Below are 26,247 nucleotides of genomic sequence, written 5' to 3'. Positions count from 1 at the left end.
TACCTGTAACGGTTGGTTACAGGTAGTGTTTTTAAAAATTAAAAATTAGTATTTTAAAGTAGAATAATGAATTTATTAGAAGATTTTTCACCTGGCTTGTTTTTTATGCAAGCGATCATTTTGATCATTCTTATTGTATTGCTAGGTAAATTTGCCTGGAAACCTATTCTTAGTGCTTTAAGTGAGCGTGAAGAAGGTATAGAAAGCGCTCTTAAAGCTGCTGAAAATGCAAAGCTAGAAATGGCAAGATTAGAAGCTTCTAATGAAGCTGCTGCTCAAGATGCTCGTGCTCAAAGAGATGAGATGCTTAAAGATGCACGTGAGATTAAAGAGCAAATGATAGCAGATGCTGCTGGTCAGGCTCAAGAAAAAGCAGATAAGATTATTGCTAGTGCTCAAGAAGCTATAGAATCTGAGAAAAAAGCTGCTCTTGCAGATATTAAATCTCAAGTAGCTGACCTTTCTCTAGATATTGCTGAGAAAGTAACTCGTAAAGAGCTTTCTGAGAAAGACGCACAATTAGCACTTATCGATAAAATGCTTGCTGAAGCAAATATTTAGAAACTATGAAATTATCAAGAGCTGCATCACGTTACTCAAAGGCCATTCTATCACTAGCTGTCGATAAGAATGAGGCTGCTGCTGTTAATGAAGATATGAAAAGCATCCTTGTGACTGTTTCTAAAAACAAGGAATTACGTAACTTTTTAGTGAGTCCTATCATAAAAGATGTTCAAAAACGAGATGGTTTACGTCAGGTATTTAAAGATACTGGTGCGATAACCATGAGTACTTTTGACCTTTTAGTAAGAAACAAACGTGCTGATATTCTTCTAGATGTAGCAACAAGTTATATATTACGTTTTGAAGAAATGAATAAACGTGAGATTGCAACGGTAACTACTGCTGTAGAAATCAGTGCAGATCTGGAGAATAAAGTACTAGCTAAGGCTAAGGAACTTGCAGGAAAAGAAGTAACACTTGAAAAAGTTATCGATCCATCTATATTAGGAGGTTTTGTCCTTAGGGTAGGTGATAGAGAGATAAACGCAAGTGTACAGAATAAATTTGGTGAACTTAAAAGAACATTTGCTACTAACTAGTAAGGTTTAAAAGTTTTCCGCTTTCGCGAAAGCGATATCATAACAAACAATACGATCTGTAAAAAGATCATTGAAACAAGTATAAAAATAAGAACATGGCAGAAGTAAATCCAGCAGAAGTATCTGCAATACTTAAGCAACAATTATCAGGTTTTGATGCAACTGCATCTCTTGATGAAGTGGGAACCGTACTTACCGTAGGTGATGGTATCGCACGTGTTTACGGTCTTTCTAACGCACAATATGGAGAACTTGTTTCTTTTGAAAGTGGACTAGAAGGAATCGTTCTTAACCTTGAAGAAGATAACGTAGGTGTTGTACTTCTAGGTAAATCTACAAGTATCAAAGAAGGTGATACTGTAAAACGTACTGAGCGTATTGCTTCCCTTAAAGTAGGTGAAGGAATCGTAGGTCGTGTAGTTAATACACTAGGAGAGCCTATCGATGGTAAAGGTCCTATAGAAGGAGATCTTTATGAAATGCCTCTTGAGCGTAAAGCACCTGGAGTAGTATATCGTGAGCCAGTTACAGAACCTATGCAAACTGGTATCAAATCTATTGATGCAATGATTCCTGTAGGTCGTGGACAGCGTGAGCTTGTAATCGGTGACCGTCAGACTGGTAAATCTACCGTTTGTATCGATACGATTATCAACCAAAAAGAATTTTATGATGCTGGGGAACCAGTATATTGTATATATGTTGCGATAGGACAAAAAGCGTCTAACGTGGCACTTATTTCTAAAGTACTAGAAGAGGCTGGAGCACTTGCTTATACAACTATTGTTGCTGCAAATGCATCTGATCCTGCACCGATGCAAGTATATGCACCGTTTGCTGGAGCAGCGATAGGTGAGTATTTCCGTGATACTGGTCGTCCTGCACTTATTATTTATGATGATTTATCAAAGCAAGCAGTTGCTTACCGTGAGGTATCTCTTTTACTACGTCGTCCACCAGGACGTGAGGCGTATCCTGGAGATGTATTCTTCTTACACTCTAGATTATTAGAGCGTGCTGCAAAGGTTATCAATAATGATGAAATTGCTGCAAGTATGAATGATTTACCGGAGAGTTTAAAGCCTATCGTAAAAGGTGGTGGATCTCTTACGGCACTTCCTATTATTGAAACGCAAGCTGGTGATGTATCTGCATATATCCCAACTAACGTTATTTCTATTACAGATGGACAGATTTTCTTAGATGGTGATTTGTTTAACTCTGGTGTACGTCCAGCAATTAACGTAGGTATCTCGGTATCTCGTGTAGGTGGTAATGCACAAATCAAATCGATGAAAAAAGTATCTGGTACTTTAAAGCTAGATCAAGCAGCTTATCGTGAATTAGAAGCATTTGCAAAATTTGGTTCTGATCTAGATGCAGCTACTTTAAGTATTATCGAAAAAGGTAAGAGAAACGTAGAGATCCTTAAACAAGGTCAAAACAATCCTTACCCTGTTGAAAATCAAATCGCAATTATCTATGCAGGTTCAAAGAACTTGTTAAGAAATGTGCCTATTGAGAAAGTAAAAGAATTTGAAAGAGACTACCTAGAACTTCTTAATGCAAAGCATAGAGGTACTCTAGATACTCTTAAAGCTGGAAAGCTTACTGACGAGGTGATTGATACACTTACAGCAGTAGCAAAAGATCTTTCTAGTAGATACTAAGAACTTAGAAGTTAGAGATGAGAAATTTGTTTCTCATCTCTAACCCTAAAATCTAACTTCTAACAAATTATGGCAAACCTTAAGGAAATAAGAAACAGAATATCGTCAGTATCATCTACCATGCAGATTACATCTGCAATGAAGATGGTGAGTGCGGCAAAGCTTAAAAAAGCACAAGATGCTATTACTGCAATGCGTCCTTATTCTGATAAGCTTACTGAAATTCTTCAAAGTCTTAGTTCGACTATGGAAGGCGATGCAGGTAGTAAATTTGCAGAACAACGTGAGGTAAATAAAGCACTAGTAGTTGCTATTACTTCTAACCGTGGTCTTGCAGGTGCTTTTAACTCTAACATCATTAAAGAACTGACTCGTTTAAATCAGGAAGAATTAAAAGGTGTTGCAGTTTCTTATATGGCTATAGGAAAAAAAGCAAATGATTTTGTAAGTAAAGCATCTCCTGTTCAATCTAATAAAAGTGATTTATTTGATGACATATCTTATGATAATGTTGCAGTAATCGCTGAAGAGTTGATGGAATTATTTGTTACTGGAGAGTTTGATAAAATCGTTATCGTTTATAACAGTTTTAAAAATGCTGCTACTCAAATAGTAAGAACTGAAGATTTCTTACCTCTTAAGCCAGTAGCTAAGGATGAAGAAGCGATTCAAGAACAAAAGGAACTGGACTATATTTTTGAGCCTTCTAAGGAAGAAATCATTGAAGAGTTAATTCCTAAGTCATTAAAGATGCAATTGTACAAAGGAGTGCGTGATTCTTGGGCTAGTGAGCACGGTGCACGTATGACAGCTATGCACAAAGCAACTGATAATGCAACAGAATTGAGAGATCAATTAAAACTAACGTATAACAAAGCACGTCAGGCAGCTATTACTAACGAGATCCTTGAGATCGTAGGTGGTGCTGAAGCATTGAATAACTAATTAATTCCTACTAAAGCAGGAATCTCTATAAACGGAGTGACATAAATAAACCCTTTCAGAATATGATTCTGAAAGGGTTTTTTAATGGCTGGAATTTTAAATAGTAAAATAATGTAGATATTGATGTAACATTTTGGTGATTTTGTATCTAAAGGATAAATCATTAAAATACCAATCATGAAATTTTTATTTAAACTATCATTAATCGCTGTTTTATTATTTGTTCAACAAGTTAGTGCACAATTAGAGAGTGTAAGTCCTACCGTTACTGGTAGTGGGAATCCAGTACTATTTCTTCCTGGATTTGCAAGTAATGCATCTGTATGGGACGCAACAGTAACTCAATTTTCTAAAACAAACCAATGTCATATCATTGATTATGCTGGTTTTGGAAAAGTCGAGCCTATAGACTTTCCATGGTTGCCTACCATATTAGAAGATTTAAAAGCCTATGTACATTCCATTGATAATGATCAACTAGTAATAGTAGGTCATAGTATGGGTGGTACTATTGCAACATGGCTCGCCTCGCAGTCAGATTTAAAAATCAAAGAAATTATTATAGTAGATGGTTTACCTTGTACTGGAGCATTAATGTTTCCTAATTTCTCACCAGAAAGCATGACCTATGATAATCCTTATAATCAAAACATGCTGTCTATGGAAGATGCTGCTTTTGAGCAAATGGCTATGGGTATGGCACAAGGAATGGTCACCTCTTCTCAACACCAACTTGAAATTAAGCAGAGCATACTTAATTGTGATCGCAAAACTTATGTATATGGTTTTACAGATTATTTAAAACTAGATGTGAGACCCCTATTAAACAAGATCACTGTACCAGTCACTATTCTTGGAGCAGGTAAATTATATGGAGTAGAAGGAGCAACTCAAACTTATAAAAACCAATATAAGAATCTAAGTAGTTATAATTTAATTGTTAATAAGGATGCGATGCACTTTATAATGTTAGATGCTCCTATCTGGTTTCAAAAGCAACTCCAACTTATATTAGTCTAATGAATAAAAATTCTAAAATAGATTTTGAAAAACTGTATCGAGAGCAGTATAATAAAGTGCTGCGGCTATGCATGGGTTATGTACAGGGTGACGAGCATGTAGCAAAAGATTTGCTGCAAGAGGTATTTATCAAAGTATGGCAGCATTGGGATAGTTTCAAAGGTGGTTCACAAAGATCTACATGGCTATACCGCATAACAGTAAATACTTGTTTACAACAATTACGTACTCACCAGAAATATATTAAAACCTCCATAGAAATATTAGATAAAGAAACTACTGTATCTGAATCAATAGATAAAGAACAGCAGTTTAAAAGCCTTTATTCTTGTATTTACCAATTAACCAAAGAAAATCAATCGATTATTTTACTTGAGTTAGAAGGAATCCCTCAGAAGGAAATCGCTCTAATTATAGGAATAGAACATAATGCTCTTAGAACACGATTAAATCGTATTAAGACACAACTAACTAAATGCGTAAATAATGAAAACATTTGAAGAAATACAAAACTCTTGGTCACAGAATAAAGAACCTATAGATGAGGCTCTATTGCCAACTATATCTAATCGCGTCAATCGCTTAAAAAACAAAAATAGAATCACTATAGCGGTTTTAATAGCTACGGTTGCTGTTCTTGTTGCATACCTTATTTGGGTAGGTTATACAGCGCCTATGAGCTTTTATGTAGGTTTGTTTTTAATGGTAGGATCAATAGCTTATCGAGTGATTGCTGAACTTTTCTCTACACAAAAATTAGCAAAAATAGCACTAGATAATTCTTATAACAATTATAAGAGCGCAATTGAAAAATACTACAGGTCTAGGTTAATATTACACAAAGTGTTGACTCCTATTATTCTTGTTGTTTATTGGCTAGGTTTTATAATGCTTATACCTACGTTTAAAGAAAACTTATCTCATTTTTGGTTCAATTACACATGGATATCCAGTATTCCCATTGCGATAGCGATGCTGTTTTTTATTAGATATCATATCAAAAAAGAACAAGTTATTCTCGATAAATTATATAAAGAAACTTCTATCTCATAGGTGTAAATTGAGTGTATAGTTGATAATAGTTCCGCTTTCGCGAAAGCGGAACCATCATCTTACTTTTCTCTACCCATCTGGTTGTGCGCGCCATTTTAAAATATTCTTACAGTATAAGAATATAAATAATACTCCAGCTGCTAGTAATGCATAGCTCCAGTAGATATCTAAATAGTCCATAATGGTTAGGCATGGATCGACAGTATTGTATTGTTCATAACGATCATAATAATGATAGTCACACCAGTCATTTTGATGTGTATCTATAATTATTAATATCAAAAAGATATAAGGTACAAACCCTACTATGGTAATGTTCATAAAGATAGAACCTATCAATTTATTTACTTTAGAAAGTCCTAAAAAGGCTACTGTAAGTATCAACGTACCTAGTATTAAGGTAAAATACATAACAAAATACTGTATCATCGAGCTGTAATCAACTACAAACCCAAAAAATGCTGCTATCAGACCTATTAATATCACGAGTAATACACTGGCTACTATAGAAAACAGTAAAGATTTTAAACTGGTCGTTCTGAAAATAAAGACAATACAAGCAAAGAAAAATGCCATCCATAAAAAGATATGGATGGTACCTTCAAATATGTTAGTCGTTTTTATCTCATCTATGTTTTTAAGAGCTTGCTTTAAAGAATTACTGTCTAGGTAATAGGTGCGCGATCTTAAAGAATTTTCATATATAACAAAGTCGTTTTCTTCTTGATAAGAAACGCTATGTTTATAAGGATATGAGCCATCATATATTATTTTCTTAACCTCATAAGGACTGCTTGTATAAGCTATGTCTAGCCAAGACTTTGTCGTTAGGTTATGCGATATACTGTAATCACTTGCTAGTTCTATAAAATCACCTAATAATTTATTATAGGCTTCCTTATCATGTTGGGTAATAAAAGCTTGGTGGTTTTCTATGAAGTCTTTTTGCTTCTTTGTAATCTTAGTAAATGGATTATAGTCATCTCTATATTGATAGTCATAAGAACTATACTCATCTTCTTCACCGTTATAAAATAACTTATTGTAATTGTAATAACTAGGCGCGCTGGTTTTTACATAACGATTCACATCTATGACTTCATCTTTAAAATAAAAGATTTGTTTATCGTCTTTAGTTTCATTGAGTATGTTACCAGTAACGTCATTAGGGTTAACAAATTTGTCTATAGGGTAAACCTCGTTTCTAAGACTGTAGAACTGATAGTAATTATTTTTAAAGTCAAAATAAGGTTGATCTATATCTACCGTACTGACTGCGGTAGCACAGTATAATTTATCAAAAGGATTAGGATTTCTTAATTGGTCCAGTTCATAACGAGAGAGATCGTGAGTGAAGAACGGTGCAGCAGCGTTAGTAAGTGCTATATCCTTTTCCATGCGCACATCATTATACGTTAATGTGACATAGGTTTGCATACCTAGTGTATAGGAATAGTAAAAGGTAGTTGCCGCTAGAAAAATAATAAAATAGCTGGCAAACTGTTTAAACAATTTAATCCTGTTATTGGGATAGAAATTCTTAAAAGCATTATTTCTAAATAATGAAATGAGCCATAGCACAAGCAGTAATATGCTTACCATTACAGATATAAGAATAACCCCATTACTAAAGAAGTTTTCTATCGCACTATATCTCTGTAAAGACTCAGGATTCATGAGCGCCACACAACCTAGTAAATAGAACAAGATGTGTAAAATAAGAGAAATGGCTAGCATCCATACTATTTTAGTATTCCATAGCGTAGGATGGTTTTCTAAAAGCGCTTGGTTTTTTGCAGTTATAAATTTTTTCATGATTTGGCTGGATTAGGAAACAAAGAATCTTCTAGTAGAACTCGATATGTTACGTATGTAAGTAACCTCTATTTGGGCAGCACCTAGAGCATAGAGTACACGATAAAATTGTGTGTCACCAGCAAAATAAGCTAGGTAAACACCACCGTTATAAACTAGCTTTTCAATAGGTAAATTTTCAAAGGCTTTTTTAATCGCTTCTCTATCGCTGGTACTATCTATTTCTATAATTAATTGATCGAGAGTCTCACCTTTAAAACTAGCATTGTTATCTGTATACTGACCATTTTTAAGGTAAATCACTTTATCAGATACTTTTTCTACTTCATACAACTGCTGTGAACTTAAAATTAAAGCAATAGGATTTACTACCGAGTTGCATATAGATTTTAAATCCTCTAGAACTACCTGTTGGGCTAGTACATCTAGATTTGCCAGTGGCTCATCTAATAGCATGACCTCTGGTTTGCGTAGTAACGTTCTAGCCAGTTCAAATCGCATTTTATAACCAGAAGAGAGTTCACTCCATTTAAGCTGTTTGTAATTCCATAGGCCTAATCTAGCAATCATCATGAGTACACGAGTCTCATTTTCCTCTGGAGCAACGCCGTAATTAGAAAGAACAAATTTGAGATTATCCTTAAGGCTACCGTACCAGGTTGCTGTGCGTTGCGGTATGTAAACTAATTTTGCACGCAGGTCATAGTCAGAGGCAATATCTTCTTTAAATACATAGTTTAATGAACCGCTTGTATTGCTTAGTTCTCTAGCTAGAATACGTAATAAAGTAGTTTTACCATTACCGTTTTCTCCTACCAGTCCATAAATATGTCCTTTTTTAATATCTATAGAAACCGGTCCTAGTTGAAAACCGCTTCTACCATAAGTTTTAGTAATATCACTAGCTGTTATTACAGGACGCTGTGTAGATGCAGGTTCTACCTTTTTAGTTTGTAACAGACTCAAAACCTCCATAGATCTAGAGATTAATCCGGTCTCATTATTTACATGTTGTTCTTTCCAGTCGGTAAGAGCAATCATTTTTTTATAGACGTCCATATCTTGAGTGTCCATCGCGCAATCCATAAGCTTGCGATAGCCTAGAACAGTATCTTTATTATCAAAGAAGCTTTTCACCTCTTCCAGTCTTTGTAGGTATAATGACATAATTATGGTTGATTTAATTATATGTAACTCAATTTAAGTAAGTTATGATATAATATTTAATGGTTGTCTCGCTTTCGCGAAAGCGGAATCCAAAAAAAAGCAAGACCTCAATCCTGCTTTTATAAATTTAAATATTTTTAAGGGCTAGTAATTCCTTTCTACTAATTCTAGAAAACGGTCTGCATAGGCATCTTTTCCTTCCCAATTATTGTAATCTGGTTTCACCATAGTGTCTATAAAACTGTATGCATCGTTAAAAGTAGTCATGGTATTTAATTGTGATATCACGCGATTAAAATCCTGGTCGCTACCGTTAAAAAGGTGCTTAATAAAACCTAGACGGTCATTCATACCTATTTTAAGACCGCGATTTAAACGGTCATTAAGAGATAGAGGTTTATCGCTTGCATTAGTGTCATTTACTTTACGCTCAAAAACGGGCATAGTTTGAAAATCTGCAGTGATTTCTTCTAGATCGTTCTTTGTATATTTCTTTACATCTGGAATTACTATTTTTTCATCTACTACAGGTTTTACTTCTTCTGTCTTCTCTACCTCTGGTGTTTCTACTTTTATAGGTTCTGGTTCAGGTGTTTTAATTTCTGGAATTTCAATTTGAGCACTAGTTTCAGGAACTTCATCAGGCATTTCTACCACCATTTTTTGTATGGTAGATATTCCAGGTAATTCTATTTCTTCTCTAGTATCCTCACCATTAGGCATGAAAAGTTCACTTAGATCATTGTTTGCAAAAGCATCTTCTACCTCTTCTTGTGTGTCTTCCATTACTTGCTCTACCTCTCCAGTAATAGAATCTACGTCTTCTTGTGCCTCGGTAAATGCATTTGAGAGTCTGCGTTCTATTTCTGCATCACCAGCAGTGGGCTGCACATCGGCAAAATGTTTTTCTGTAAAGGCAAGAACGGTAAGCTTTTCATATAATTCTTTGGCAATGGCTTGTAGCTCATTCACATCGTCCTTTTTCTTCAGTTGTAGAATACGGTGTGCTAGGCTAGTAAGATCTGCTGCTATTTTCTTTTTCATATTGGGATTATTGCCGCTGGTTTATTTGTATTTTTGAATTCTCAAAATGGGAAATGCATCCCACTTTTAACGCCTGTAAATTACAAAATGTTTCTAGAAAATACCGTTAATCATGAAGAGCAATTCGGCTGGATCGAGGTAATTTGTGGATCTATGTTCTCTGGTAAGACAGAAGAACTTATAAGACGTTTAAAACGAGCACAGTTTGCGCAACAAAAAGTAGAAATTTTTAAACCTGCTATAGATGTGCGATATGATGAGGAGATGGTGGTATCTCACGATTCTAATGAGATTCAAAGTACACCAGTTCCTGCAGCAGCAAATATTCCTTTACTAGCAAATGACTGCCAGGTAGTAGGAATAGATGAGGCTCAATTCTTTGACGACGAGATAGTAGCGGTGTGCAATGCACTGGCTAATCGTGGTATAAGAGTGATCGTTGCTGGACTAGATATGGATTTTAAAGGAAATCCATTCGGTCCTATGCCGGCACTTATGGCAACAGCAGAGTATGTTACCAAAGTGCATGCAGTATGCACCAGAACAGGTAACCTCGCTCAATATTCTTACCGTAAAACTGCAGACGAAGATGTGGTCATGCTAGGTGAACAACAGGAATATGAACCATTAAGTCGCGCAGCATATTATAAAGCGATGATAGCAAATAAGGTGAAGGATATGGATGTGGATGTAGAAGAAGTAAACGATAAAAATTTATCATAAAAATGCAACCAAAGGGTACGAGGCTAGAAGTGAATCTTAATGCCTTAGAGCATAATTACCATTATTTACGCAGCAAATTAGACCACGGCACAAAATTTATATCGGTCGTTAAGGCAAACGCCTATGGTCATGGTATTGTAGAAGTAGCACAAAAATTACAAGATTTAGGTACAGATTATTTTGCCACTGCTTATGTAGAAGAAGCGGTAGAGTTAAGAAATAATAAGATTGTTAAACCTATTTTAGTTTTACATGCACAACAGCACAATTTAGAGATATGTATAGATCGCTGTCTAGAACCAGTTATTTATAGTGTAGAAATGCTGGATGCTTTTACCGCTTTCGCGAAAGCGAAAAACCAACAGTCTTATCCCATACATATAGAGTTTAACACAGGATTGAACCGTATAGGAATAGATGCGGTAGATCTAGATAAAGTGCTAGATAAAATAAAGTCCTCTCCAGAAATAAAAGTAAGAGGACTACAGTCGCATCTTGCAGCTAGTGAAGATTTAGATGAAGAGGCGTTTACTAATAAACAAATCTTGCTCTTTGAAAAACTAGCAGATAGAATGCAAGATGAACTAGGCTATGAAATTCTCAAACATGAATCAAATACCAGTGGCATACTCAATTTTAAGAGTGCGCATTTTAGTATGGTAAGATCTGGGATAGGGCTTTATGGTTTTGGTAATGATTTAAAATTTGATAAGCATTTAAAACCTATAGGTACTTTAATCTCTAACATCTCACAAATTAGAACCATCGAAGCTGGAGAAACGGTGAGTTATAACCGCATGTTTGTGGCAAAGGATCGTACTACTTATGCAGTAATAGCTATAGGTCATGGTGACGGTATTAACCGTATTTATGGTTATGGAAAATTAAAAGTTCAAGTTAATGGGCATGCAGCACCTACATTAGGTATTATATGTATGGACATGTTAATGATAGATATTACTGGTATAGAAGCAAGCGTAGGTGACGAGGTTGTCATTTTTGATCCACAAGTACATACTTCAAGACAAATGGCTGAAGATGCTGGTACAATATCATATGAATTACTTACCGGAATCCAGAAAAGAGTAAAACGTGTTTATTTAAGTAATTAATCGATAATAGATGTATAACGTCTGATTTTTGTTTCTGAGTGCAACCATTTTTTCTTAAGTTTTTGTTAACAGGTTTAAATAAATTAAATTTGCAGTATCATTTTAACTAAATAATCAAAAAGATGCTTAAAGAATTTAAAGATTTTATCATGACAGGTAATGTTGTGGACCTTGCCATAGCAGTTATACTTGCAGGTGCAGTTAGTGCTGTAGTAAAAGGATTTGTAAACTTAATCATGATGCCTATTATAGGTCATTTCTCTGGTGGAGTAGACTTCAAAGATATGAAGGTAGTACTTGCTGAAGCAATAGTAGGAGCAGATGGTGTAGTTACTAAACCAGAAAATGCAATATTATATGGTGCATGGATAAACACTATTATCTCTTTAGTAATCGTAGGATTTGTACTGTTCTTAATCGTTAAAGCATACAACAAAGCAAGAAAGCCTAAAGAAGCTCCAGCACCAGCAGGACCTTCAGCTGAAGAAAAATTACTTGCAGAGATACGTGATGCTATCAAAACGCAAAAATAATATATAGGTTTTAACCTACTTATTAAACCGCCTTATTGTAAGATAAGGCGGTTTTTTTGTGCTTAATAAGTATGTTGTTAAGCCACATTTGTTAATTATTAAACAATTTGTGCAAAATTGAAAATATTGGATAATTGTATGGTTAAGAAGGTCTGACTATATACTTTTACTTCCTAAATTTAAAATAATGAAAATAGCTGTAGTAGGTGTTACCGGTATGGTAGGCCAGGTCATGCTGCGTATCCTTGAAGAACGCAACCTAAATGTTTCAACTCTTATACCAGTTGCCTCAGAAAAATCTGTTGGTACTGAGGTTACCTTTAAGAATAAACAGTATAAGGTAGTAAGTATGAAACAGGCTATTGAGATGAAACCAGATATAGCTCTGTTTTCTGCTGGTGGTTCTGTGAGTTTAGAATTTGCTCCACAGTTTGCTGCAGTAGGAACAACCGTTATAGATAATTCTAGTGCTTTTAGAATGGATGCAGATAAGAAACTTATCGTTCCAGAAATAAATGCTGCTTCTCTTACTAAGGAAGATAAAATTATAGCAAATCCTAATTGTTCTACTATCCAGATGGTGGCTACTATGTCGCCACTTCATAAGAAATACGGTATAAAAAGATTAGTTATCTCTACATATCAATCCATCACAGGTACTGGAGTAAAGGCAGTAGAACAACTAGAAAATGAATTTCAAGGTAAAAAAGGTCCTATGGCTTATCCTTACCAGATTCATAAAAATGCCATTCCTCACTGTGACGTATTTGAAGAAAACGGATACACAAAAGAAGAGATGAAACTGGTTAATGAAACTCAAAAAATCTTAGACGATAGAACCATCGCTGTTACTGCAACTGCAGTACGTATTCCTGTGGTAGGTGGGCATTCAGAGAGTGTGAATGTAGAATTTAGAAATGAATTTGATGAGTCTGCTGTTAGAAAATTATTGTCAGATACACCTGGTATTACAGTACAAGATAATGTAGATGTTAATGTATATCCTATGCCTTTAATGGCACATGGAAAAGATGACGTCTTTGTAGGCCGTATAAGAAGAGATTATTCTCAAGAAAATACCGTTAATATGTGGATCGTGTCAGATAACCTTAGAAAAGGTGCTGCTACTAACGCTGTTCAAATCGCAGAATACCTTATAGCGAATGATTTAGTTTAAAAAGACATCCTTTAACAAGCCAGTGAGTATTTTTATCTAACTTTACGTATCTAACGTTATAAGTTATGTTTAAAAAAATACTCACTGGTTTTTTAGTATCCTTTTGTTTTGTAGTTCATGCACAATTCTGGACAGAAAACTCTTCTGGATTTACGAATAACCTAACCGGTTTAAATAGATTTCATGTAGTTGATGAAAATGTAGCATGGGCCATTGCTTATGATGGTGTGAATACTATAAATAATGTACAACAGTTTTCTAAAACAGATGACTCTGGTAATACTTGGAGTGCAGGTTCCTTTGACCTAGGAGATACCGGTTTAGGTATTTCTGATGTGAGTGGTGTAGATGGCACTACAGCTTTTGTAGCTGCTCATCCTAGGCAAGCAGGACAACAAGGTGGTATTTGGAAAACTATAGACGCAGGTATGACATGGACACAACAGACAGGCGCAGCTTTTAATTCGGCTACGAGTTTTCCTAATGTAGTTCATTATTTTGATGCAAATAATGGTCTTGCAATAGGAGACCCAGCAAATGGATACTGGGAGATTTACAGCTCTAATGATGGAGGTGCCACTTATACCAGAATTCCTTCTTCAAGCTTACCGAGTCCGTTGAGTAATGAGACAGGATTTTTAGCACAATTTGCCTATTCAGGAAATAGTATATGGTTTACCACCAGCGCAGGACGTATCGTTCATTCTGCAGATAGAGGTGTGAGTTGGAGTGTGTATCAATCTCCTCTAAGCAATTTTGGCGGGACAGCTATTTCTGGAGATATTTCTTTTGCAACCGCAACTAGAGGTGTTATTCAAGATAATTCAGGAAATTTATACCGATCTATAGATGCAGGAGCAAACTGGACGACTATAGTCTTATCAGGTACCGGCGCACCTTATGGTGGTGCCATTACCTACATTCCTAATACTACTAGTATGGTGAGTACAGGTGGTGAAGTGAGTTTTGCAGGTAGTTCTTACTCTCGTGATGATGGTGTTACATGGATTAATATCGATACAGATCAACATGTGGATAATGTCTTTTTTAATACCACAGTAGGTTATAGCGGTAGTTTTAGTAACGCAACTACTGGTCAAGGTGTATTTAAATATATAGGAAACGTCTTGAGTGAAAATTCACTAGAAGATAGATTTGACTTGATTTTAGTTCATAATACTGTTCAAGAACAGCTAGAAATCACCACAGATCAAAATATATTGAGTACCGATATATATGATTTACATGGTCGCTTGATAACTACTTCTACAAGTGCTATCATAAACACTAATCAATTGAAGTCTGGAATCTATTTGGCTCAAATCACTACAGATTTAGGTAAAAGAACTTCTAAATTTATAAAACAATAGTTATGAAAAAATGGCTTTATGGAGTAGCAGCTCTAGCAACATTAATCTCTTGTGAAGAAGAAAAGAAAGAACAAAAAAGTATGGCAATGACTTATCCGCAAACTAAAAAAGTGGATACCGTAGACGTATATCACGGTACAGAAGTAGCAGATCCTTATAGATGGTTAGAAGATGACCGTAGTGAAGAAACTGGTAACTGGGTAAAAGATCAAAATAAAACTACTCAAGGCTTCTTATCTCAAATTAAATATAGAGATGAGATTAAAGAAAGACTTACTGAGCTGTGGAACTATGAGAAAGTTGGCGCTCCATTTATAGAAGGAGATTATGCTTATTTCTATAAGAACGATGGTTTACAAAATCAGTACGTTATTTATAGATATATGAAAGATAGCGATCCAGAAACTGCTGAAGTATTTCTAGATCCCAATACATTTAGTGAAAAAGGAACCACTTCTTTAGGTGGTACTAGTTTTACAAAAGACGGTTCTTTATTTGCCTATTCTATAAGTGAAGGTGGTAGTGACTGGAGAAAGGTAATCGTTATGGATGTAAAGTCCATGAAGCAAGTGGGAGATACCATCATAGATGTAAAATTCTCAGGTATGTCATGGAAAGGAAATGACGGTTTCTTCTATTCTAGTTATGATAAACCAGATGGTAGTGAGTTAAGTGCTATGACAGATCAGCATAAGCTATACTATCATAAATTAGGAACTCCACAAAGTGAAGATAAAGTCATTTTTGGAGGTACACCAGACCAGAAATACAGATATGTAGGCGGTGGTGTTACAAAAGATCAAAAATTCTTAGTCATCTCAGGTAGCACCTCTACTAACGGTGGTAAAATGTGGATGCAAGAATTAAATAAACCTAATGCTCCTCTAGTTGCTGTTGTAGATAATTTTGATACCAATACGTACTTACTTCATAATGAAGGGACAAAACTCTGGTTAGTTACCGACTACAACGCACCTAATAAAAGAATAGTAATGACAGACTTTTCAAATCCTACACAGGACACTTGGAAAGATGTCATTCCAGAAACAGAGCATGTACTATCTCCATCTACTGCTGGTGGATATATTTTTACAGAATATATGGTAGATGCGGTTTCTCAAGTAAAACAATACCGTTATGATGGTACTTTAGTAAGAGAAGTAAAACTACCAGGAATAGGTAACGTAGGTGGTTTTGGAGCAAAAGAAAAAGACGCAACTTTATATTATAGTTTTACTAACTATACAACTCCAGGTAGTACTTATTTATACAACATAGAAAAAGGAACATCAGAGTTATATCGCAAGCCAGAAATTAAGTTCAATAGCGACAACTTTGAGAGTAAACAAGTTTTCTATGCATCTAAAGATGGTACAAAAATACCTATGATCATATCTTACAAAAAAGGGATGGTTTTAGATGGTAAGAATCCAACGATTCTATATGGTTATGGAGGCTTTAATGTTTCTCTTAATCCTGGTTTTTCAGTTACTAGAGCAGCATGGATGGAAATGGGTGGCGTTTATGCCGTTGCAAACCTACGTGGTGGTGGAGAGTATGGTAAAAAATGGCACGACCAAGGAACTAAAATGCAAAAACAAAACGTATTTGACGATTTTATAGCCGCAGGAGAATGGCTCAAAGAAAATAAATATACCGACACAAAACACCTTGCTATTCAAGGTGGTTCTAATGGTGGTTTATTAGTAGGAGCTACTATGACACAACGTCCAGACCTAGCAGGAGTTGCTTTTCCTGCAGTAGGAGTTCTAGACATGTTGCGTTATAATAAATTCACAGCAGGTGCTGGTTGGGCATACGATTATGGAACTGCCGAGGATAATCCAGAAATGTTTGAATACCTTAAAGGATATTCTCCACTGCATAATATTAAAGAAGGCGTTTCTTATCCAGCAACTATGGTAACTACAGGAGATCATGATGATCGTGTAGTGCCAGCACATTCCTTTAAATTTGCGGCAGAGCTGCAGTCTAAGCAAGCAGGTGATGCGCCTACTCTAATAAGAATAGAAACAGACGCTGGGCATGGCGCAGGAAAATCTACCGAGCAACAGATTCAAGAATGGACAGATATCTATGGTTTCGGTCTATTTAATATGGGATATGAAACTTTACCAGAGGTAAAATCTCAAGTGAAAATGTAATCGTACGTATTATAGAATATAGAAAACCCATGTCTCAAGACATGGGTTTTTTTATGCCTTTTGTTTTTATCAAATCAACGAGTTCTTTTTATAAAAAATTAGTAAGATCTGAATTATCGGTAGTTATCTTTGTTAGATGCTGCAATTGATTGATATAAGTTTCGCTTTCGCGAAAGCGGAAACCCTAAAAAACATTTCTCTAGACATAAAACAAGGTACTCATGTTGCCGTGATAGGAGAGAGCGGTTGTGGAAAAAGTACTTTGCTAGACATAACCTATGGTTTATTACAGGCAAAAAAGGGACAAATATTGTGGGATGATGAAGAACTTACTGGTCCAGACCATCATCTAGTGCCAGGACACCCCATGATGAAGTACGTGCCGCAAGAATTTGACCTCATGCCTTTTACTAGTGTATTTGAGAATGTGGGAGAACACCTTTCTTTACAAAAAGATGATCGAGTAAGTCGCATTCTAGAATTACTCGATGTAGTAGATATGAGCGACCTCAAGGATCGCAAGGTAAAAACTCTTTCTGGCGGGCAGAAACAACGTGTAGCGATAGCAAAAGCACTTGCTCAAGAGCCTCAACTCTTATTGTTAGATGAGCCTTTCTCGCATATAGATAACTTCAGGAAAAATGCATTGCGTAGGAAGTTGTTTGACTACCTAACGATTAATAATATCAGTTGTCTCGTTGCTACTCACGATCGCGATGATGTACTATCATTTTGTGATAAAACGATTATCATGCAAGAAGGTGCCATTATCGATTATAGAACTACCGCACAAGTTTATGAAAAACCATTAAGTGTTTATACGGCATCTTTGTTCGACGAAGTAAACCTTATACCTAAAGAATGGTTGAATTCTGAAAAGGATTTAATTTTATATCCGCATCAATTAAAAATATCTGAAACAGGATTTAAGGTTGAGGTGCAACAGTCCTTTTTTCAAGGTGCAGATTTTCTTATAGTTGCTCAAAAAGATGGAAAACAAGTGTTTTTTAAATCAAAACAAGCTATTTCAAATGAAAAGCAGCTGTTTTTAAATGTCTTCCCAGAAAATTTGGCTCTCAGAAATTGAATTTAAACTATTAGCTTGTTCCAAATTTATCAGGGATCGGCTCGTTCTATCTCGATTGATTATTAATTTCAAACTCTTTACATCTTTCTATCTTTGCACAAATATCGCTCCATGAAAAAGCTTTTTATTCTTCTAGTATTTATATTTCTAAGTTCTTGTGGTAATCCATATGAAGACATCGTCTTTGTAGAGATTAAAGATGCTCAATTAGAAAAAGCAACGGCTAGTCAGCTAGATGTAGTTGCAACATGTGTTCTTTATAATCCTAACAGCGTCGGTCTTAATCTTAAAGAGGCAGACTTTGATGTTTATATTAATGGTAAGAAAACAGCGGTTGTAAATCAGCATGAAGATGTGGTAATGCCTGCAAATTCAGAATTTGAATTTCCTATACGCACTTCTATTAACCCTAAAGAAGTTTATGGAGAAAAAGGAAAAGGATTTCTAGGCGCAGCATTACAAATACTTGCAAGTCAAAAGGTAGACGTGAAGTATCAAGGTAGTATAAAAGTAGGGAAAGGAGCGGTTAACTTTACTGTACCAGTGGTGGACAGTTTAAGTGTTCCCGTAAAATTTAATTTCTAGTCTCCAGCATCTGTTTTAACCAGCTGTTCAAAACCTTCTATAGTCATCGCATTTTCTACTCGATAATTACCTATGGCTGTTCTTCTAAGAGCAGATAAGTGACCACCATTATTTAACGCAGCACCAAAGTCATGTGCTATAGATCTAATGTAGGTTCCTTTACTACAAGAGATTCTAAAATCTACTTCTGGCAACTCAATTCTTGTGATTTCAAATTCGTGAATGGTAACTGCTCTAGAGGCTATCTCCGTGGTTTCTCCAGCTCGTGCTAGTTCATAAAGACGTTTTCCATCCTTTTTAATAGCAGAGAAAATAGGCGGTTTTTGCTGAATCTCTCCAGTAAATTGTGCGGTAGTTTCTTTAATTAACTCGTCAGTAAGTTGATCTATTGGAAAGGTTTGATCTATCTCAGTTTCCATATCATAACTAGGTCTGGTACTACCTAGTGTTATCGTACCGGTATATTCTTTTTCTTGTGCCTGGTAAGTGTTTATGTTCTTAGTTTCTTTACCTGTACATATAATAAGAAGCCCACTAGCTAGCGGATCTAATGTGCCTGCGTGACCTACTTTTATTTTCTTAATCTTATATTCTTTTCTTATCAACCAGCGCAACTTGTTGACCACCTGAAAAGAAGACCATTCTAGTGGTTTATCGATTAATAATACTTGGCCTTTTAAATATGGATTATCTAGATCTTGCATAGGTTGCAAAGGAAAGAAATTTGTAATGAAAAAGGATTAGACCAGGCATTTGATTTATGATTTAAGTAAATTTTAAACTTAAACTTAAACTTAACTCATGCCACGTTCCTTGCGTATGGTTTCATAAGCATCTTGCACCTTGCGAAATTTTTCTCCAGCGCCTTTGCGATAAGCCTCATCCATATCCATTAATTTATCTGGATGGTATTTTTTTGCCATAGTCCTGTAGGCTTTTTTTACCTCATGATCTGGTACGGATTTATCTATTTCTAGAATCTTGTACGCATTATCTTGATCTTGAACAAACATGGCTTTTATAGAAATAAAATCACGCTCTGTAAGTCTTAAATGACCAGCTATTTGTTGTATAACACGTATCTCGTCTGTACTTACATGACCATCGGCCTTTGCAATACCGAATAAGAAATGAAGAATTTGCAACCTAGACTCATATCTAGTTCTTGCGTTGAGGTAATTACATATTCTAGCAGCACTTACTTCTCGTTTTTTAACAACGTCGTTAAATACTCTAAAAATGGCATTTGCCTTTTCTTTACCATAAGAACTCACAAAGTACTGTCTTACATAATCTAGCTCAGTTTGTGTCACCTTACCATCTGCCTTAATGACCAGTGAGGTTAAAGAAAGTAAGTTCAATTCAAAATCTTGCGGACTTACTGTAGTGCTTCTTTGATATGGATTACCTGAGTAAGTTGTTCTTCTTTGTGAAGAGCTTCCATCACTTAAAAAAGTGTTGTAAAGCCATCTAAGAACAAAAAATATAGCGATATAGCTTAAAATTTGCATATGGTAGGGTGCTGGTTGTAATTACGAGAACACTCTCGTTTCTAGCATATTCTTTTCAAGGAATGTGCCATTAACAAATGTCTATTATAGCGTGACAAAATGGCGATCGCAGTTATTTTTTACGTTTATAAACTGGTACAGAAGAGCAGGCCTCACCATACATAATAGAACGAGCAACGGTCTGTAACTTTTCAGTAATCATACCATAGGCAGCAACAGGAACAGGTTTATTAGAGCAACCTTTTACTATAACCGGTGCGTCTTTAAACTCGCTTACATCTAGGTTTTGAATCACCTCTCTGTAAATTTCAGTTTCTAACTGTTCTAGAGAACCGTAAACTACTTTCTTTGCGATTCCTTGTAAATGACTTTGTACTAACATCCACGCCCATTGTGGTACAATAGCGTCTGTGCTACATATTATAGCAACGTAATGTTCATTATAAACTGTAAAGTCTGTTGTGTTTAAGCTTTCGCGAAAGCGGGATTCTATCAAAACCATTCCTTCTAACAGCCATTGAGAAATATCAATAACTGTACGAGAACCTGGCGCGTAGAAATCTTCTAAGTCAAAGTTCTTTAACTTAGAGTTTGCTACGCGATTAATGATTTCTTCTTGCATTTTAAAGCATTCCTAGTTCAAGTTTTGCCTCTTCACTCATCAATTCTTTGCTCCATGGTGGGTCAAAAGTGATCTCTACCTCAGCATCAGTTACCTCTTTAAGTGACTTTACTTTTTCTTCTATTTCTACAGGTAGCGTTTCGGCAACTGGGCAGTTAGGAGATGTTAGAGTCATGAGTATTTTTACTTCGGCATCGCTGCTTACCATAACGTCATAGATCAAACCTAGTTCATAGATATCTACAGGTATTTCTGGATCATATATAGTTTTAAGTACTTTTACTACTTTCTCTCCTAGTTCTTGTCCGTTTACTTCTTCCATCTTAATTTACTTGAGTTTGATATGCAACCGCATACATTTTTAATTGTTTAATCATAGACACGAGACCATTTGCACGTGTAGGAGAAAGGTGTTCTTTAAGGCCTATCTCATCTATGAAATCTGTGTTTGCAGCAATAATATCTGCAGGTTTCTGTCCCGACCATGCTCTTATAAGAATGGCGATAATACCTTTTGTGATAATAGCATCACTGTCTGCAGTAAAAGCGATTTTACTATCTATAAGCTCAGCATTTACCCATACTTTAGACTGGCAACCTTTAATGATACGGTCTTCAGTCTTAAGACTCTCATCTATTAATGGAAGACTTTTTCCTAAATCGATCATATATTCATAACGCTGCATCCAGTCGTCAAACATAGAAAAGTCCTCTACGATTTCTTCTTGTATTTCTTGAATACTTGCCATTACTTAGTTTCTTTTTTTACTGCAACTATGATTACCTCACCATCTTTGTTAAGTAAGTCTAGTCCAGTCTTAGTTTTATTTACAGCAGTTACTAGAGATAGATGATTTAAATAATCTTTTTCTACGGCTGCAGTTTCTTTACAGTACATTTTTGTGCCTGCCATCATTCCCATTTCTACTTGATTATCTTCAGGGTTTTTAAAAGTACCGAAGTATCCATTACAAGCAGATTTACCAGAAATCTTATTTTCTTTTCCCATTTCTATAGTCATGGTAATATCGTGAGCAGAGTAGTCGTTGCTACCTACCATTGTGATATCATAATCACCATTAATAGCATCTATATCTTTACAGCTGGTAACCATAAGGGTCATTAAAACGAGTATTGCAGTAGTTAGTTTCATATAATTTGTTTTAAATTATCTTAAAAGTTAAGATAACATATTTACAGCACGTTGCAAAGCTTGTACCATAACATCTATTTCTTCTTTAGTATTATAAAATGCAAAACTAGCTCTTATGGTTCCAGGTATTTGATAACGCTCCATAACTGGTTGTGCACAGTGGTGTCCAGTTCTTACAGCAACACCTAGTTTATCTACTATGGTACCTATGTCATAAGGATGTAGACTAGCAACGTTAAAACTTATTACGGCAGCTTTGTCAGTCACATCTCCAAAGATCTTTGCTCCTGGAATGGTTTTAATTTGCTCTGTTCCATAAATAAGCAACTCATTTTCATAGGCAGCGATGTCATCCATGCCTATTTCATTTAAGTAATCTATAGCTGCGCCTAAGGCAATACCACCAGCTATGTTAGGTGTTCCTGCTTCAAATTTATGTGGTAAACCAGCATAGGTAGTTTTTTCAAAACTTACCTGGTCTATCATCTCACCACCGCCTTGATAAGGAGGCAATGCGTTTAATGCTTCTTCTTTACCGTATAAAATCCCTATTCCTGTAGGACCACACATTTTGTGACCAGCCATGGTATAGAAATCTGCATTGAGAGCTTGTACATCTATCTTCATGTGTCCACAAGATTGTGCACCATCAATAAGTGTCTTTGCTCCATGCTCGTGTGCTGCATCTATAATTTCTTTAACTGGATTAGTAACTCCTAGCGCATTAGAAATGTGATTTACAACTACAAAAGCTGTTTTAGAATTAAGTAATTGATGGTAAGTTGCCATGTCCAGCTCTCCATTATCAAGTACAGGTATAACTTTTATAGTTGCTCCTACACGTTCACATAACATTTGCCATGGAACGATATTAGAATGATGTTCTACAGCACTAAGGATTACTTCATCCCCTTTTTTTACAAAGGCATGAGCGCCGTTTGCTACAGCATTTATAGAATGTGTGTTACCTGAAGTAAAGATGACTTGCTTAGTATGAGCAATATTAAAAAAGGCTCTTACCTTCTCGCGGCTTTCTTCAAATAAATCTGTTGCTTCCTGACTTAATGCGTGTACACCACGGTGTATGTTTGCATTATATAATGTATAATACTCAACGATTTTATCAATAACCTGTTGTGGTTTTTGAGAAGTCGCAGCATTATCAAAATAGATTAATGAATGTCCATTTACCTTGCGGTTTAGGATAGGAAAGTCAGCTCTTATTTTCTTGATGTCTAGCATACCTGCAAAGGTACGATCTAGTCGTGAAGGCATTGTTAAATACTTGCTAGAAAATATGTCTTGTATAAGATAGTATGATTATTATTACTGTATAATTCAAGCTAATGAAAACTAAGTCTTTTTTGATTATTGTCTTAATCACGTTTTGTTTTTCTTGTAAAACAATCTATTCTCACAATCCTATCATTAACCCAACAACCATACTGCAAAAAAACGATTCAATCGATTTAAAAAACTGGCATTTTAAAGATATCATTTTAGATACATTACCAGGAATAAGTTTAAATAGAGCTTATGATAGTATCTTGATCAATAAAAAAGGTAAAGAAATCACAGTTGCTGTAATTGATAGTGAAATAGACCTATCACATGAGGATCTTGTAAATCATATTTGGGAAAATATTGATGAGATTTCTAATAATCAAATTGATGATGATAAAAACGGTTATATAGATGACCTACATGGTTGGAATTTTCTGGGTAATAAATATAATGAAAACACTGAATTTGTCAATCTGGAAGAGACGAGGCTTCTAAGGAAGTATAAGAATTATTTTAAAGATAATAATATATCTAGGCTTTATCAGAAGGACTCTTTGGCTTATATTGATTATATAAATGTAGAAACTGAATTTAATAACTTAGTTCAATACTACAATTCAAAAAGAAAACTACATTTTGTTAACGATTCGCTTTTTCCGTTATCAACTCAACGTGTATCATCTATGTTTAAAGGGCAAAAATATGATATTAAGGATATTGACAGTATTTTAACAACAAGTATTTCTAGAGATAAAATGATTGATTTGGGCTTCATGAGATATTCGTTAAAAGAAAATTTGACTAAAACATATTTTGAACAACAACTAGAGTATTATGATAATACATTAGACAAATTAGTTAATGTTGATTTCAATGACAGACAGATTCAAGGAGATGATGAGCATGATTTAAGTGATACAGATTACGGGAATAATTTATTTGGGAATAAAAATAAATTAGATCATGGAACCCAAATGGGTGGTCTGATTAGTAATATTGGTTGGAAAGATGAGATTAAGTTAATGTCTTTAGCTATATCAGCTTATGGTGATGAGCATGATAAGGATATTGCCCTTGCTATAAGGTACGCAGTAGATAATGGTGCTAAAGTCATTAATATGAGTTTCTATAAAGAACGAACTCTTTATCCAAAATGGGTTCTAGAGGCTATAAATTATGCAAATTCAAAAGATGTATTAATCATTACCATATCTGGAAATGAAGGTTTTGATCTAAATGAAACTGATAAATATCCTAATGATCGTCTACAAAGTGGTGCTGAGGTTTCTGATAATTTTCTAGTTGTCGGAGCTACTGGTAAATTTGAGGATCAGAATTTAAAACCAGAATTTTCAAGTTTTGGTTCTCGTGATGTCGATTTATTTGCTCCAGGCACAAACATCTCTACGATAATTCCAGATAATAAATATGAAGAAAATGTTTCAGGCACCTCTTGTGCAGCAGCAATCACCTCAGGAGTAGCCGCATTAATACGTTCTTACTATCCAGATCTTACAGCATCACAAGTAAAACATATTTTAATGGATTCTGGCATAGAATACACCATACCAGTAGCTACTCCTACAGAAGAAAATCCTGATAAAATGGCACCTTTTAATCAACTGTCTAAATCTGGGAAAGTGGTAAACGCTTATAATGCCCTTATAATGGCAGAGCGTATTTCTAATGGAAATTAATTATTAGTAAAATCTCTCTATAAAAAATGCCTCATCTTTTGATGAGGCATTTTTTAATATATAAGTAATTAGTCTCTCTTACAAATCAAAACCGATCTCTACGCCTAGTTTAGTTGCAATAAGCTTAGTGATGCGAGATTTAATCTCTGGTATCTTAACTGTTTCTAATACACTATTTGCAAAAGCAAACATCAATAGCGCACGAGCTTCTTTTTTAGGGATTCCACGAGCTTGCATGTAGAACAATGCTTCGTCATCTAGTTGACCTATAGTACAACCGTGAGAACATCTTACATCATCTGCAAAGATCTCTAATTGAGGTTTTGCATTAATAGTAGAAGTATCGCTTACTAATATGTTATTGTTTTGTTGATAAGCGTTGATCTTTTGAGCAATCTTATCTACAAGAACTTTACCATTAAAAACTCCTACAGCACGCTCGTCAAAGATTTGCTTGTACTCTTGGAAACTCTCACAATTAGGCGCTGTGTGGTGTACTAGTGTAGAGTGATCTACATGTTGTTTACCTTCTATAATAGTAACACCGTTAAGTACAGAGTTACAGTGCTCACCACGCTGATAAAAACTCAAGTTATTACGAGTTATTTTACCACCGAATGAGAACGTGTGAATACGCACCTCAGAGTTGTCTTTTTGCTCTGCAAATGTGTGATCTATTAAAGATGCACTCAATTTATCATTCTGGATTTTGTACCAGTCTACAAGAGCACGCTTTGCAGCATATATTTCTGTAACACAGTTAGTAAGTACAGCGTTATCGCTTAGGCTTTGATGTCTCTCTATAACTTGTACTTGAGAATTTTCTCCTACTACTACTAGATTACGAGGTTGCGTCATCATCTCTGCCTCATTACCTGTAGAGAAATAAACGATCTCGATAGGCTTTTCTACCGCTATGTTTTTTCCTATGTGTATGTAAGCACCTTCTTTTGCAAACGCTGCATTTAAAGAGGTAAGTCCATCCTTAGTCGCTAGTTTGTTATAATAATTCTCAATTACAGATGCGTATTTAGGATTATTTAATGCGCTAGACATTAAACAAACGTCAAATTTATCATGCGTAGTTTGAGAAAGATGCGAACTATAAATACCGTCTATAAATATAATGCGATAAGCATCAATTTGATGGATAAGGTATTTTTTAATATCTCCATAATCGATAGATGTTTCCTTTTTAGGGAATAGGCTATAGTCTTTATTAAATAAAGATTTTAATGAAGTGTATTTGTATGCTTCTTCTTTACGCTGTGGAATTCCTAGATTTTCAAAATCTTTCAATGCCTCACCACGTAGTTTATGCACGTAGTTATTAGTTTCTACCTCATTTTCTAAGGCGATAAAAGAAGAAAGAATATGGTCTTTAAAACTCATAATTGTTGTTGTTTAAAGA

At 35.2% G+C, this 26,247-nt stretch carries 27 protein-coding genes; 16 read left to right on the top strand and 11 right to left on the bottom strand.

What is annotated here, in order from left to right:
• The first annotated feature begins 66 nt into the window (after nucleotides 1–66).
• The 7 genes from ACJJVN_RS12345 (at nucleotide 67) to ACJJVN_RS12315 (ending at nucleotide 5,791) form a co-directional block, all read left to right on the top strand.
• The gene (locus tag ACJJVN_RS12345) at nucleotides 67–561 is read left to right on the top strand and encodes a F0F1 ATP synthase subunit B (protein ID WP_104514167.1); all 495 of its coding nucleotides are present in this window, start codon (nucleotides 67–69) and stop codon (nucleotides 559–561) included.
• 5 nt (nucleotides 562–566) lie between these two features.
• Nucleotides 567–1,103 (top strand): ATP synthase F1 subunit delta, encoded by a 537-nt coding sequence (gene atpH, locus ACJJVN_RS12340; RefSeq protein ID WP_405370154.1) that lies wholly within the window; start codon nucleotides 567–569, stop codon nucleotides 1,101–1,103.
• A 95-nt stretch (nucleotides 1,104–1,198) separates the two neighbouring features.
• A complete protein-coding gene (gene atpA / locus ACJJVN_RS12335; RefSeq protein WP_104514165.1) occupies nucleotides 1,199–2,773 on the top strand; it encodes a F0F1 ATP synthase subunit alpha in 1,575 nt (524 codons plus the stop codon).
• Between the two features lie 69 nt (nucleotides 2,774–2,842).
• Nucleotides 2,843–3,718, top strand: coding sequence for an ATP synthase F1 subunit gamma (atpG, locus tag ACJJVN_RS12330; RefSeq protein ID WP_104514164.1), 876 nt, complete (start codon nucleotides 2,843–2,845; stop codon nucleotides 3,716–3,718).
• A gap of 177 nt (nucleotides 3,719–3,895) precedes the next feature.
• Nucleotides 3,896–4,738: an alpha/beta fold hydrolase gene (locus ACJJVN_RS12325; RefSeq protein WP_405378401.1), complete on the top strand. Its 843-nt coding sequence runs from the start codon at nucleotides 3,896–3,898 to the stop codon at nucleotides 4,736–4,738.
• Nucleotides 4,738–5,238 carry an RNA polymerase sigma factor gene (locus tag ACJJVN_RS12320; protein ID WP_405370156.1) on the top strand — a complete coding sequence of 167 codons (501 nt, stop codon included), beginning with the start codon at nucleotides 4,738–4,740 and terminating at the stop codon, nucleotides 5,236–5,238. The genes ACJJVN_RS12325 and ACJJVN_RS12320 overlap by 1 nt, the downstream gene beginning before the upstream one ends.
• Nucleotides 5,225–5,791, top strand: a complete 567-nt coding sequence (locus ACJJVN_RS12315; protein ID WP_405378399.1) for a hypothetical protein — start codon at nucleotides 5,225–5,227, stop codon at nucleotides 5,789–5,791. Before ACJJVN_RS12320 ends, ACJJVN_RS12315 begins: the two co-directional genes overlap by 14 nt.
• A 69-nt stretch (nucleotides 5,792–5,860) precedes the next feature.
• On the opposite strand, the gene ACJJVN_RS12310 is transcribed toward ACJJVN_RS12315, so the two are convergent.
• The 3 genes from ACJJVN_RS12310 to ACJJVN_RS12300 form a co-directional block, all read right to left on the bottom strand.
• The gene (locus ACJJVN_RS12310; RefSeq protein ID WP_405378397.1) at nucleotides 5,861–7,606 is read right to left on the bottom strand and encodes a hypothetical protein; all 1,746 of its coding nucleotides are present in this window, start codon (nucleotides 7,604–7,606) and stop codon (nucleotides 5,861–5,863) included.
• A gap of 12 nt (nucleotides 7,607–7,618) precedes the next feature.
• On the bottom strand, nucleotides 7,619–8,773 hold the full coding sequence (locus ACJJVN_RS12305; RefSeq protein ID WP_405378395.1) for an ATP-binding cassette domain-containing protein: 1,155 nt from the start codon (nucleotides 8,771–8,773) through the stop codon (nucleotides 7,619–7,621).
• Nucleotides 8,774–8,917: 144 nt separating this feature from the next.
• Nucleotides 8,918–9,817 carry a hypothetical protein gene (locus tag ACJJVN_RS12300; RefSeq protein ID WP_405370160.1) on the bottom strand — a complete coding sequence of 300 codons (900 nt, stop codon included), beginning with the start codon at nucleotides 9,815–9,817 and terminating at the stop codon, nucleotides 8,918–8,920.
• 87 nt (nucleotides 9,818–9,904) lie between these two features.
• Here ACJJVN_RS12300 and ACJJVN_RS12295 point away from each other — a divergent pair, with 87 nt between their 5' ends.
• From ACJJVN_RS12295 to ACJJVN_RS12260, 8 genes are all read left to right on the top strand, one after another.
• Nucleotides 9,905–10,540, top strand: coding sequence for a thymidine kinase (locus ACJJVN_RS12295; protein WP_104514156.1), 636 nt, complete (start codon nucleotides 9,905–9,907; stop codon nucleotides 10,538–10,540).
• Between the two features lie 2 nt (nucleotides 10,541–10,542).
• The gene (alr, locus tag ACJJVN_RS12290) at nucleotides 10,543–11,652 is read left to right on the top strand and encodes an alanine racemase (protein ID WP_405378393.1); all 1,110 of its coding nucleotides are present in this window, start codon (nucleotides 10,543–10,545) and stop codon (nucleotides 11,650–11,652) included.
• A gap of 122 nt (nucleotides 11,653–11,774) precedes the next feature.
• A complete protein-coding gene (mscL, locus tag ACJJVN_RS12285) occupies nucleotides 11,775–12,185 on the top strand; it encodes a large conductance mechanosensitive channel protein MscL (RefSeq protein WP_348114173.1) in 411 nt (136 codons plus the stop codon).
• Nucleotides 12,186–12,372: 187 nt separating this feature from the next.
• On the top strand, nucleotides 12,373–13,362 hold the full coding sequence (locus ACJJVN_RS12280; RefSeq protein WP_104514153.1) for an aspartate-semialdehyde dehydrogenase: 990 nt from the start codon (nucleotides 12,373–12,375) through the stop codon (nucleotides 13,360–13,362).
• 65 nt (nucleotides 13,363–13,427) lie between these two features.
• On the top strand, nucleotides 13,428–14,732 hold the full coding sequence (locus tag ACJJVN_RS12275) for a T9SS type A sorting domain-containing protein (RefSeq protein ID WP_405378391.1): 1,305 nt from the start codon (nucleotides 13,428–13,430) through the stop codon (nucleotides 14,730–14,732).
• Between the two features lie 2 nt (nucleotides 14,733–14,734).
• Nucleotides 14,735–16,897 carry a prolyl oligopeptidase family protein gene (locus tag ACJJVN_RS12270; RefSeq protein ID WP_405378389.1) on the top strand — a complete coding sequence of 721 codons (2,163 nt, stop codon included), beginning with the start codon at nucleotides 14,735–14,737 and terminating at the stop codon, nucleotides 16,895–16,897.
• 136 nt (nucleotides 16,898–17,033) lie between these two features.
• A complete protein-coding gene (locus ACJJVN_RS12265; protein WP_405378387.1) occupies nucleotides 17,034–17,984 on the top strand; it encodes an ABC transporter ATP-binding protein in 951 nt (316 codons plus the stop codon).
• Between the two features lie 111 nt (nucleotides 17,985–18,095).
• A complete protein-coding gene (locus ACJJVN_RS12260; protein WP_405378385.1) occupies nucleotides 18,096–18,569 on the top strand; it encodes an LEA type 2 family protein in 474 nt (157 codons plus the stop codon).
• Here ACJJVN_RS12260 and truB read toward each other — a convergent pair.
• The 7 genes from truB to ACJJVN_RS12225 all read right to left on the bottom strand — a co-directional run bounded on the left by truB (nucleotide 18,566) and on the right by ACJJVN_RS12225 (nucleotide 23,130).
• The gene (truB, locus tag ACJJVN_RS12255) at nucleotides 18,566–19,273 is read right to left on the bottom strand and encodes a tRNA pseudouridine(55) synthase TruB (protein WP_405370166.1); all 708 of its coding nucleotides are present in this window, start codon (nucleotides 19,271–19,273) and stop codon (nucleotides 18,566–18,568) included. The genes ACJJVN_RS12260 and truB overlap by 4 nt on opposite strands.
• Nucleotides 19,274–19,363: 90 nt before the next feature.
• Nucleotides 19,364–20,080, bottom strand: a complete 717-nt coding sequence (locus tag ACJJVN_RS12250; protein WP_405378383.1) for a TerB family tellurite resistance protein — start codon at nucleotides 20,078–20,080, stop codon at nucleotides 19,364–19,366.
• A 112-nt stretch (nucleotides 20,081–20,192) separates the two neighbouring features.
• On the bottom strand, nucleotides 20,193–20,702 hold the full coding sequence (locus ACJJVN_RS12245; RefSeq protein ID WP_405370168.1) for a DUF2480 family protein: 510 nt from the start codon (nucleotides 20,700–20,702) through the stop codon (nucleotides 20,193–20,195).
• A 1-nt stretch (nucleotide 20,703) separates the two neighbouring features.
• The gene (locus ACJJVN_RS12240) at nucleotides 20,704–21,024 is read right to left on the bottom strand and encodes an iron-sulfur cluster assembly protein (RefSeq protein ID WP_104514142.1); all 321 of its coding nucleotides are present in this window, start codon (nucleotides 21,022–21,024) and stop codon (nucleotides 20,704–20,706) included.
• Nucleotide 21,025: 1 nt separating this feature from the next.
• Complete coding sequence (locus ACJJVN_RS12235; protein WP_405378381.1) at nucleotides 21,026–21,451, bottom strand: SufE family protein; 426 nt, start codon at nucleotides 21,449–21,451, stop codon at nucleotides 21,026–21,028.
• Complete coding sequence (locus ACJJVN_RS12230; protein ID WP_405370169.1) at nucleotides 21,451–21,855, bottom strand: META domain-containing protein; 405 nt, start codon at nucleotides 21,853–21,855, stop codon at nucleotides 21,451–21,453. Before ACJJVN_RS12230 ends, ACJJVN_RS12235 begins: the two co-directional genes overlap by 1 nt.
• 27 nt (nucleotides 21,856–21,882) lie before the next feature.
• The gene (locus ACJJVN_RS12225; protein ID WP_405378379.1) at nucleotides 21,883–23,130 is read right to left on the bottom strand and encodes an aminotransferase class V-fold PLP-dependent enzyme; all 1,248 of its coding nucleotides are present in this window, start codon (nucleotides 23,128–23,130) and stop codon (nucleotides 21,883–21,885) included.
• Nucleotides 23,131–23,201: 71 nt separating this feature from the next.
• On the opposite strand from ACJJVN_RS12225, the gene ACJJVN_RS12220 reads away from it, so the two are divergent.
• On the top strand, nucleotides 23,202–24,836 hold the full coding sequence (locus tag ACJJVN_RS12220) for a S8 family serine peptidase (RefSeq protein ID WP_405378377.1): 1,635 nt from the start codon (nucleotides 23,202–23,204) through the stop codon (nucleotides 24,834–24,836).
• A 78-nt stretch (nucleotides 24,837–24,914) separates the two neighbouring features.
• Here the strand turns inward: ACJJVN_RS12220 and sufD are convergent, their stop codons facing one another.
• Nucleotides 24,915–26,228 (bottom strand): Fe-S cluster assembly protein SufD, encoded by a 1,314-nt coding sequence (gene sufD / locus ACJJVN_RS12215; RefSeq protein ID WP_104514139.1) that lies wholly within the window; start codon nucleotides 26,226–26,228, stop codon nucleotides 24,915–24,917.
• Between the last annotated feature and the right edge of the window lie 19 nt (nucleotides 26,229–26,247).

The sequence above is a fragment of the Nonlabens sp. Asnod3-A02 genome (genome assembly GCF_045063755.1).
In the GTDB taxonomy this organism is placed as follows: Bacteria; Bacteroidota; Bacteroidia; order Flavobacteriales; family Flavobacteriaceae; genus Nonlabens; species Nonlabens xylanidelens.
Note: the sequence above shows the minus strand (reverse complement) of the source record. Positions and strands in the feature narration are given on the sequence as shown.

Coding starts and splice junctions, on each gene's coding strand:
- ACJJVN_RS12345 (WP_104514167.1), top strand. CDS start 67: ATGAATTTATTAGAAGATTTTTCACCTGGCTTGTTTTTTATGCAAGCG.
- truB (WP_405370166.1), bottom strand. CDS start 19,273: ATGCAAGATCTAGATAATCCATATTTAAAAGGCCAAGTATTATTAATC.
- ACJJVN_RS12320 (WP_405370156.1), top strand. CDS start 4,738: ATGAATAAAAATTCTAAAATAGATTTTGAAAAACTGTATCGAGAGCAG.
- ACJJVN_RS12235 (WP_405378381.1), bottom strand. CDS start 21,451: ATGGCAAGTATTCAAGAAATACAAGAAGAAATCGTAGAGGACTTTTCT.
- ACJJVN_RS12260 (WP_405378385.1), top strand. CDS start 18,096: ATGAAAAAGCTTTTTATTCTTCTAGTATTTATATTTCTAAGTTCTTGT.
- atpH (WP_405370154.1), top strand. CDS start 567: ATGAAATTATCAAGAGCTGCATCACGTTACTCAAAGGCCATTCTATCA.
- ACJJVN_RS12280 (WP_104514153.1), top strand. CDS start 12,373: ATGAAAATAGCTGTAGTAGGTGTTACCGGTATGGTAGGCCAGGTCATG.
- atpG (WP_104514164.1), top strand. CDS start 2,843: ATGGCAAACCTTAAGGAAATAAGAAACAGAATATCGTCAGTATCATCT.
- mscL (WP_348114173.1), top strand. CDS start 11,775: ATGCTTAAAGAATTTAAAGATTTTATCATGACAGGTAATGTTGTGGAC.
- ACJJVN_RS12220 (WP_405378377.1), top strand. CDS start 23,202: ATGAAAACTAAGTCTTTTTTGATTATTGTCTTAATCACGTTTTGTTTT.
- sufD (WP_104514139.1), bottom strand. CDS start 26,228: ATGAGTTTTAAAGACCATATTCTTTCTTCTTTTATCGCCTTAGAAAAT.
- ACJJVN_RS12245 (WP_405370168.1), bottom strand. CDS start 20,702: ATGCAAGAAGAAATCATTAATCGCGTAGCAAACTCTAAGTTAAAGAAC.
- alr (WP_405378393.1), top strand. CDS start 10,543: ATGCAACCAAAGGGTACGAGGCTAGAAGTGAATCTTAATGCCTTAGAG.
- ACJJVN_RS12295 (WP_104514156.1), top strand. CDS start 9,905: ATGTTTCTAGAAAATACCGTTAATCATGAAGAGCAATTCGGCTGGATC.
- ACJJVN_RS12305 (WP_405378395.1), bottom strand. CDS start 8,773: ATGTCATTATACCTACAAAGACTGGAAGAGGTGAAAAGCTTCTTTGAT.
- ACJJVN_RS12310 (WP_405378397.1), bottom strand. CDS start 7,606: ATGAAAAAATTTATAACTGCAAAAAACCAAGCGCTTTTAGAAAACCAT.
- ACJJVN_RS12300 (WP_405370160.1), bottom strand. CDS start 9,817: ATGAAAAAGAAAATAGCAGCAGATCTTACTAGCCTAGCACACCGTATT.
- ACJJVN_RS12265 (WP_405378387.1), top strand. CDS start 17,034: ATGCTGCAATTGATTGATATAAGTTTCGCTTTCGCGAAAGCGGAAACC.
- ACJJVN_RS12240 (WP_104514142.1), bottom strand. CDS start 21,024: ATGGAAGAAGTAAACGGACAAGAACTAGGAGAGAAAGTAGTAAAAGTA.
- ACJJVN_RS12270 (WP_405378389.1), top strand. CDS start 14,735: ATGAAAAAATGGCTTTATGGAGTAGCAGCTCTAGCAACATTAATCTCT.
- ACJJVN_RS12325 (WP_405378401.1), top strand. CDS start 3,896: ATGAAATTTTTATTTAAACTATCATTAATCGCTGTTTTATTATTTGTT.
- atpA (WP_104514165.1), top strand. CDS start 1,199: ATGGCAGAAGTAAATCCAGCAGAAGTATCTGCAATACTTAAGCAACAA.
- ACJJVN_RS12250 (WP_405378383.1), bottom strand. CDS start 20,080: ATGCAAATTTTAAGCTATATCGCTATATTTTTTGTTCTTAGATGGCTT.
- ACJJVN_RS12315 (WP_405378399.1), top strand. CDS start 5,225: ATGAAAACATTTGAAGAAATACAAAACTCTTGGTCACAGAATAAAGAA.
- ACJJVN_RS12275 (WP_405378391.1), top strand. CDS start 13,428: ATGTTTAAAAAAATACTCACTGGTTTTTTAGTATCCTTTTGTTTTGTA.
- ACJJVN_RS12225 (WP_405378379.1), bottom strand. CDS start 23,130: ATGCCTTCACGACTAGATCGTACCTTTGCAGGTATGCTAGACATCAAG.
- ACJJVN_RS12230 (WP_405370169.1), bottom strand. CDS start 21,855: ATGAAACTAACTACTGCAATACTCGTTTTAATGACCCTTATGGTTACC.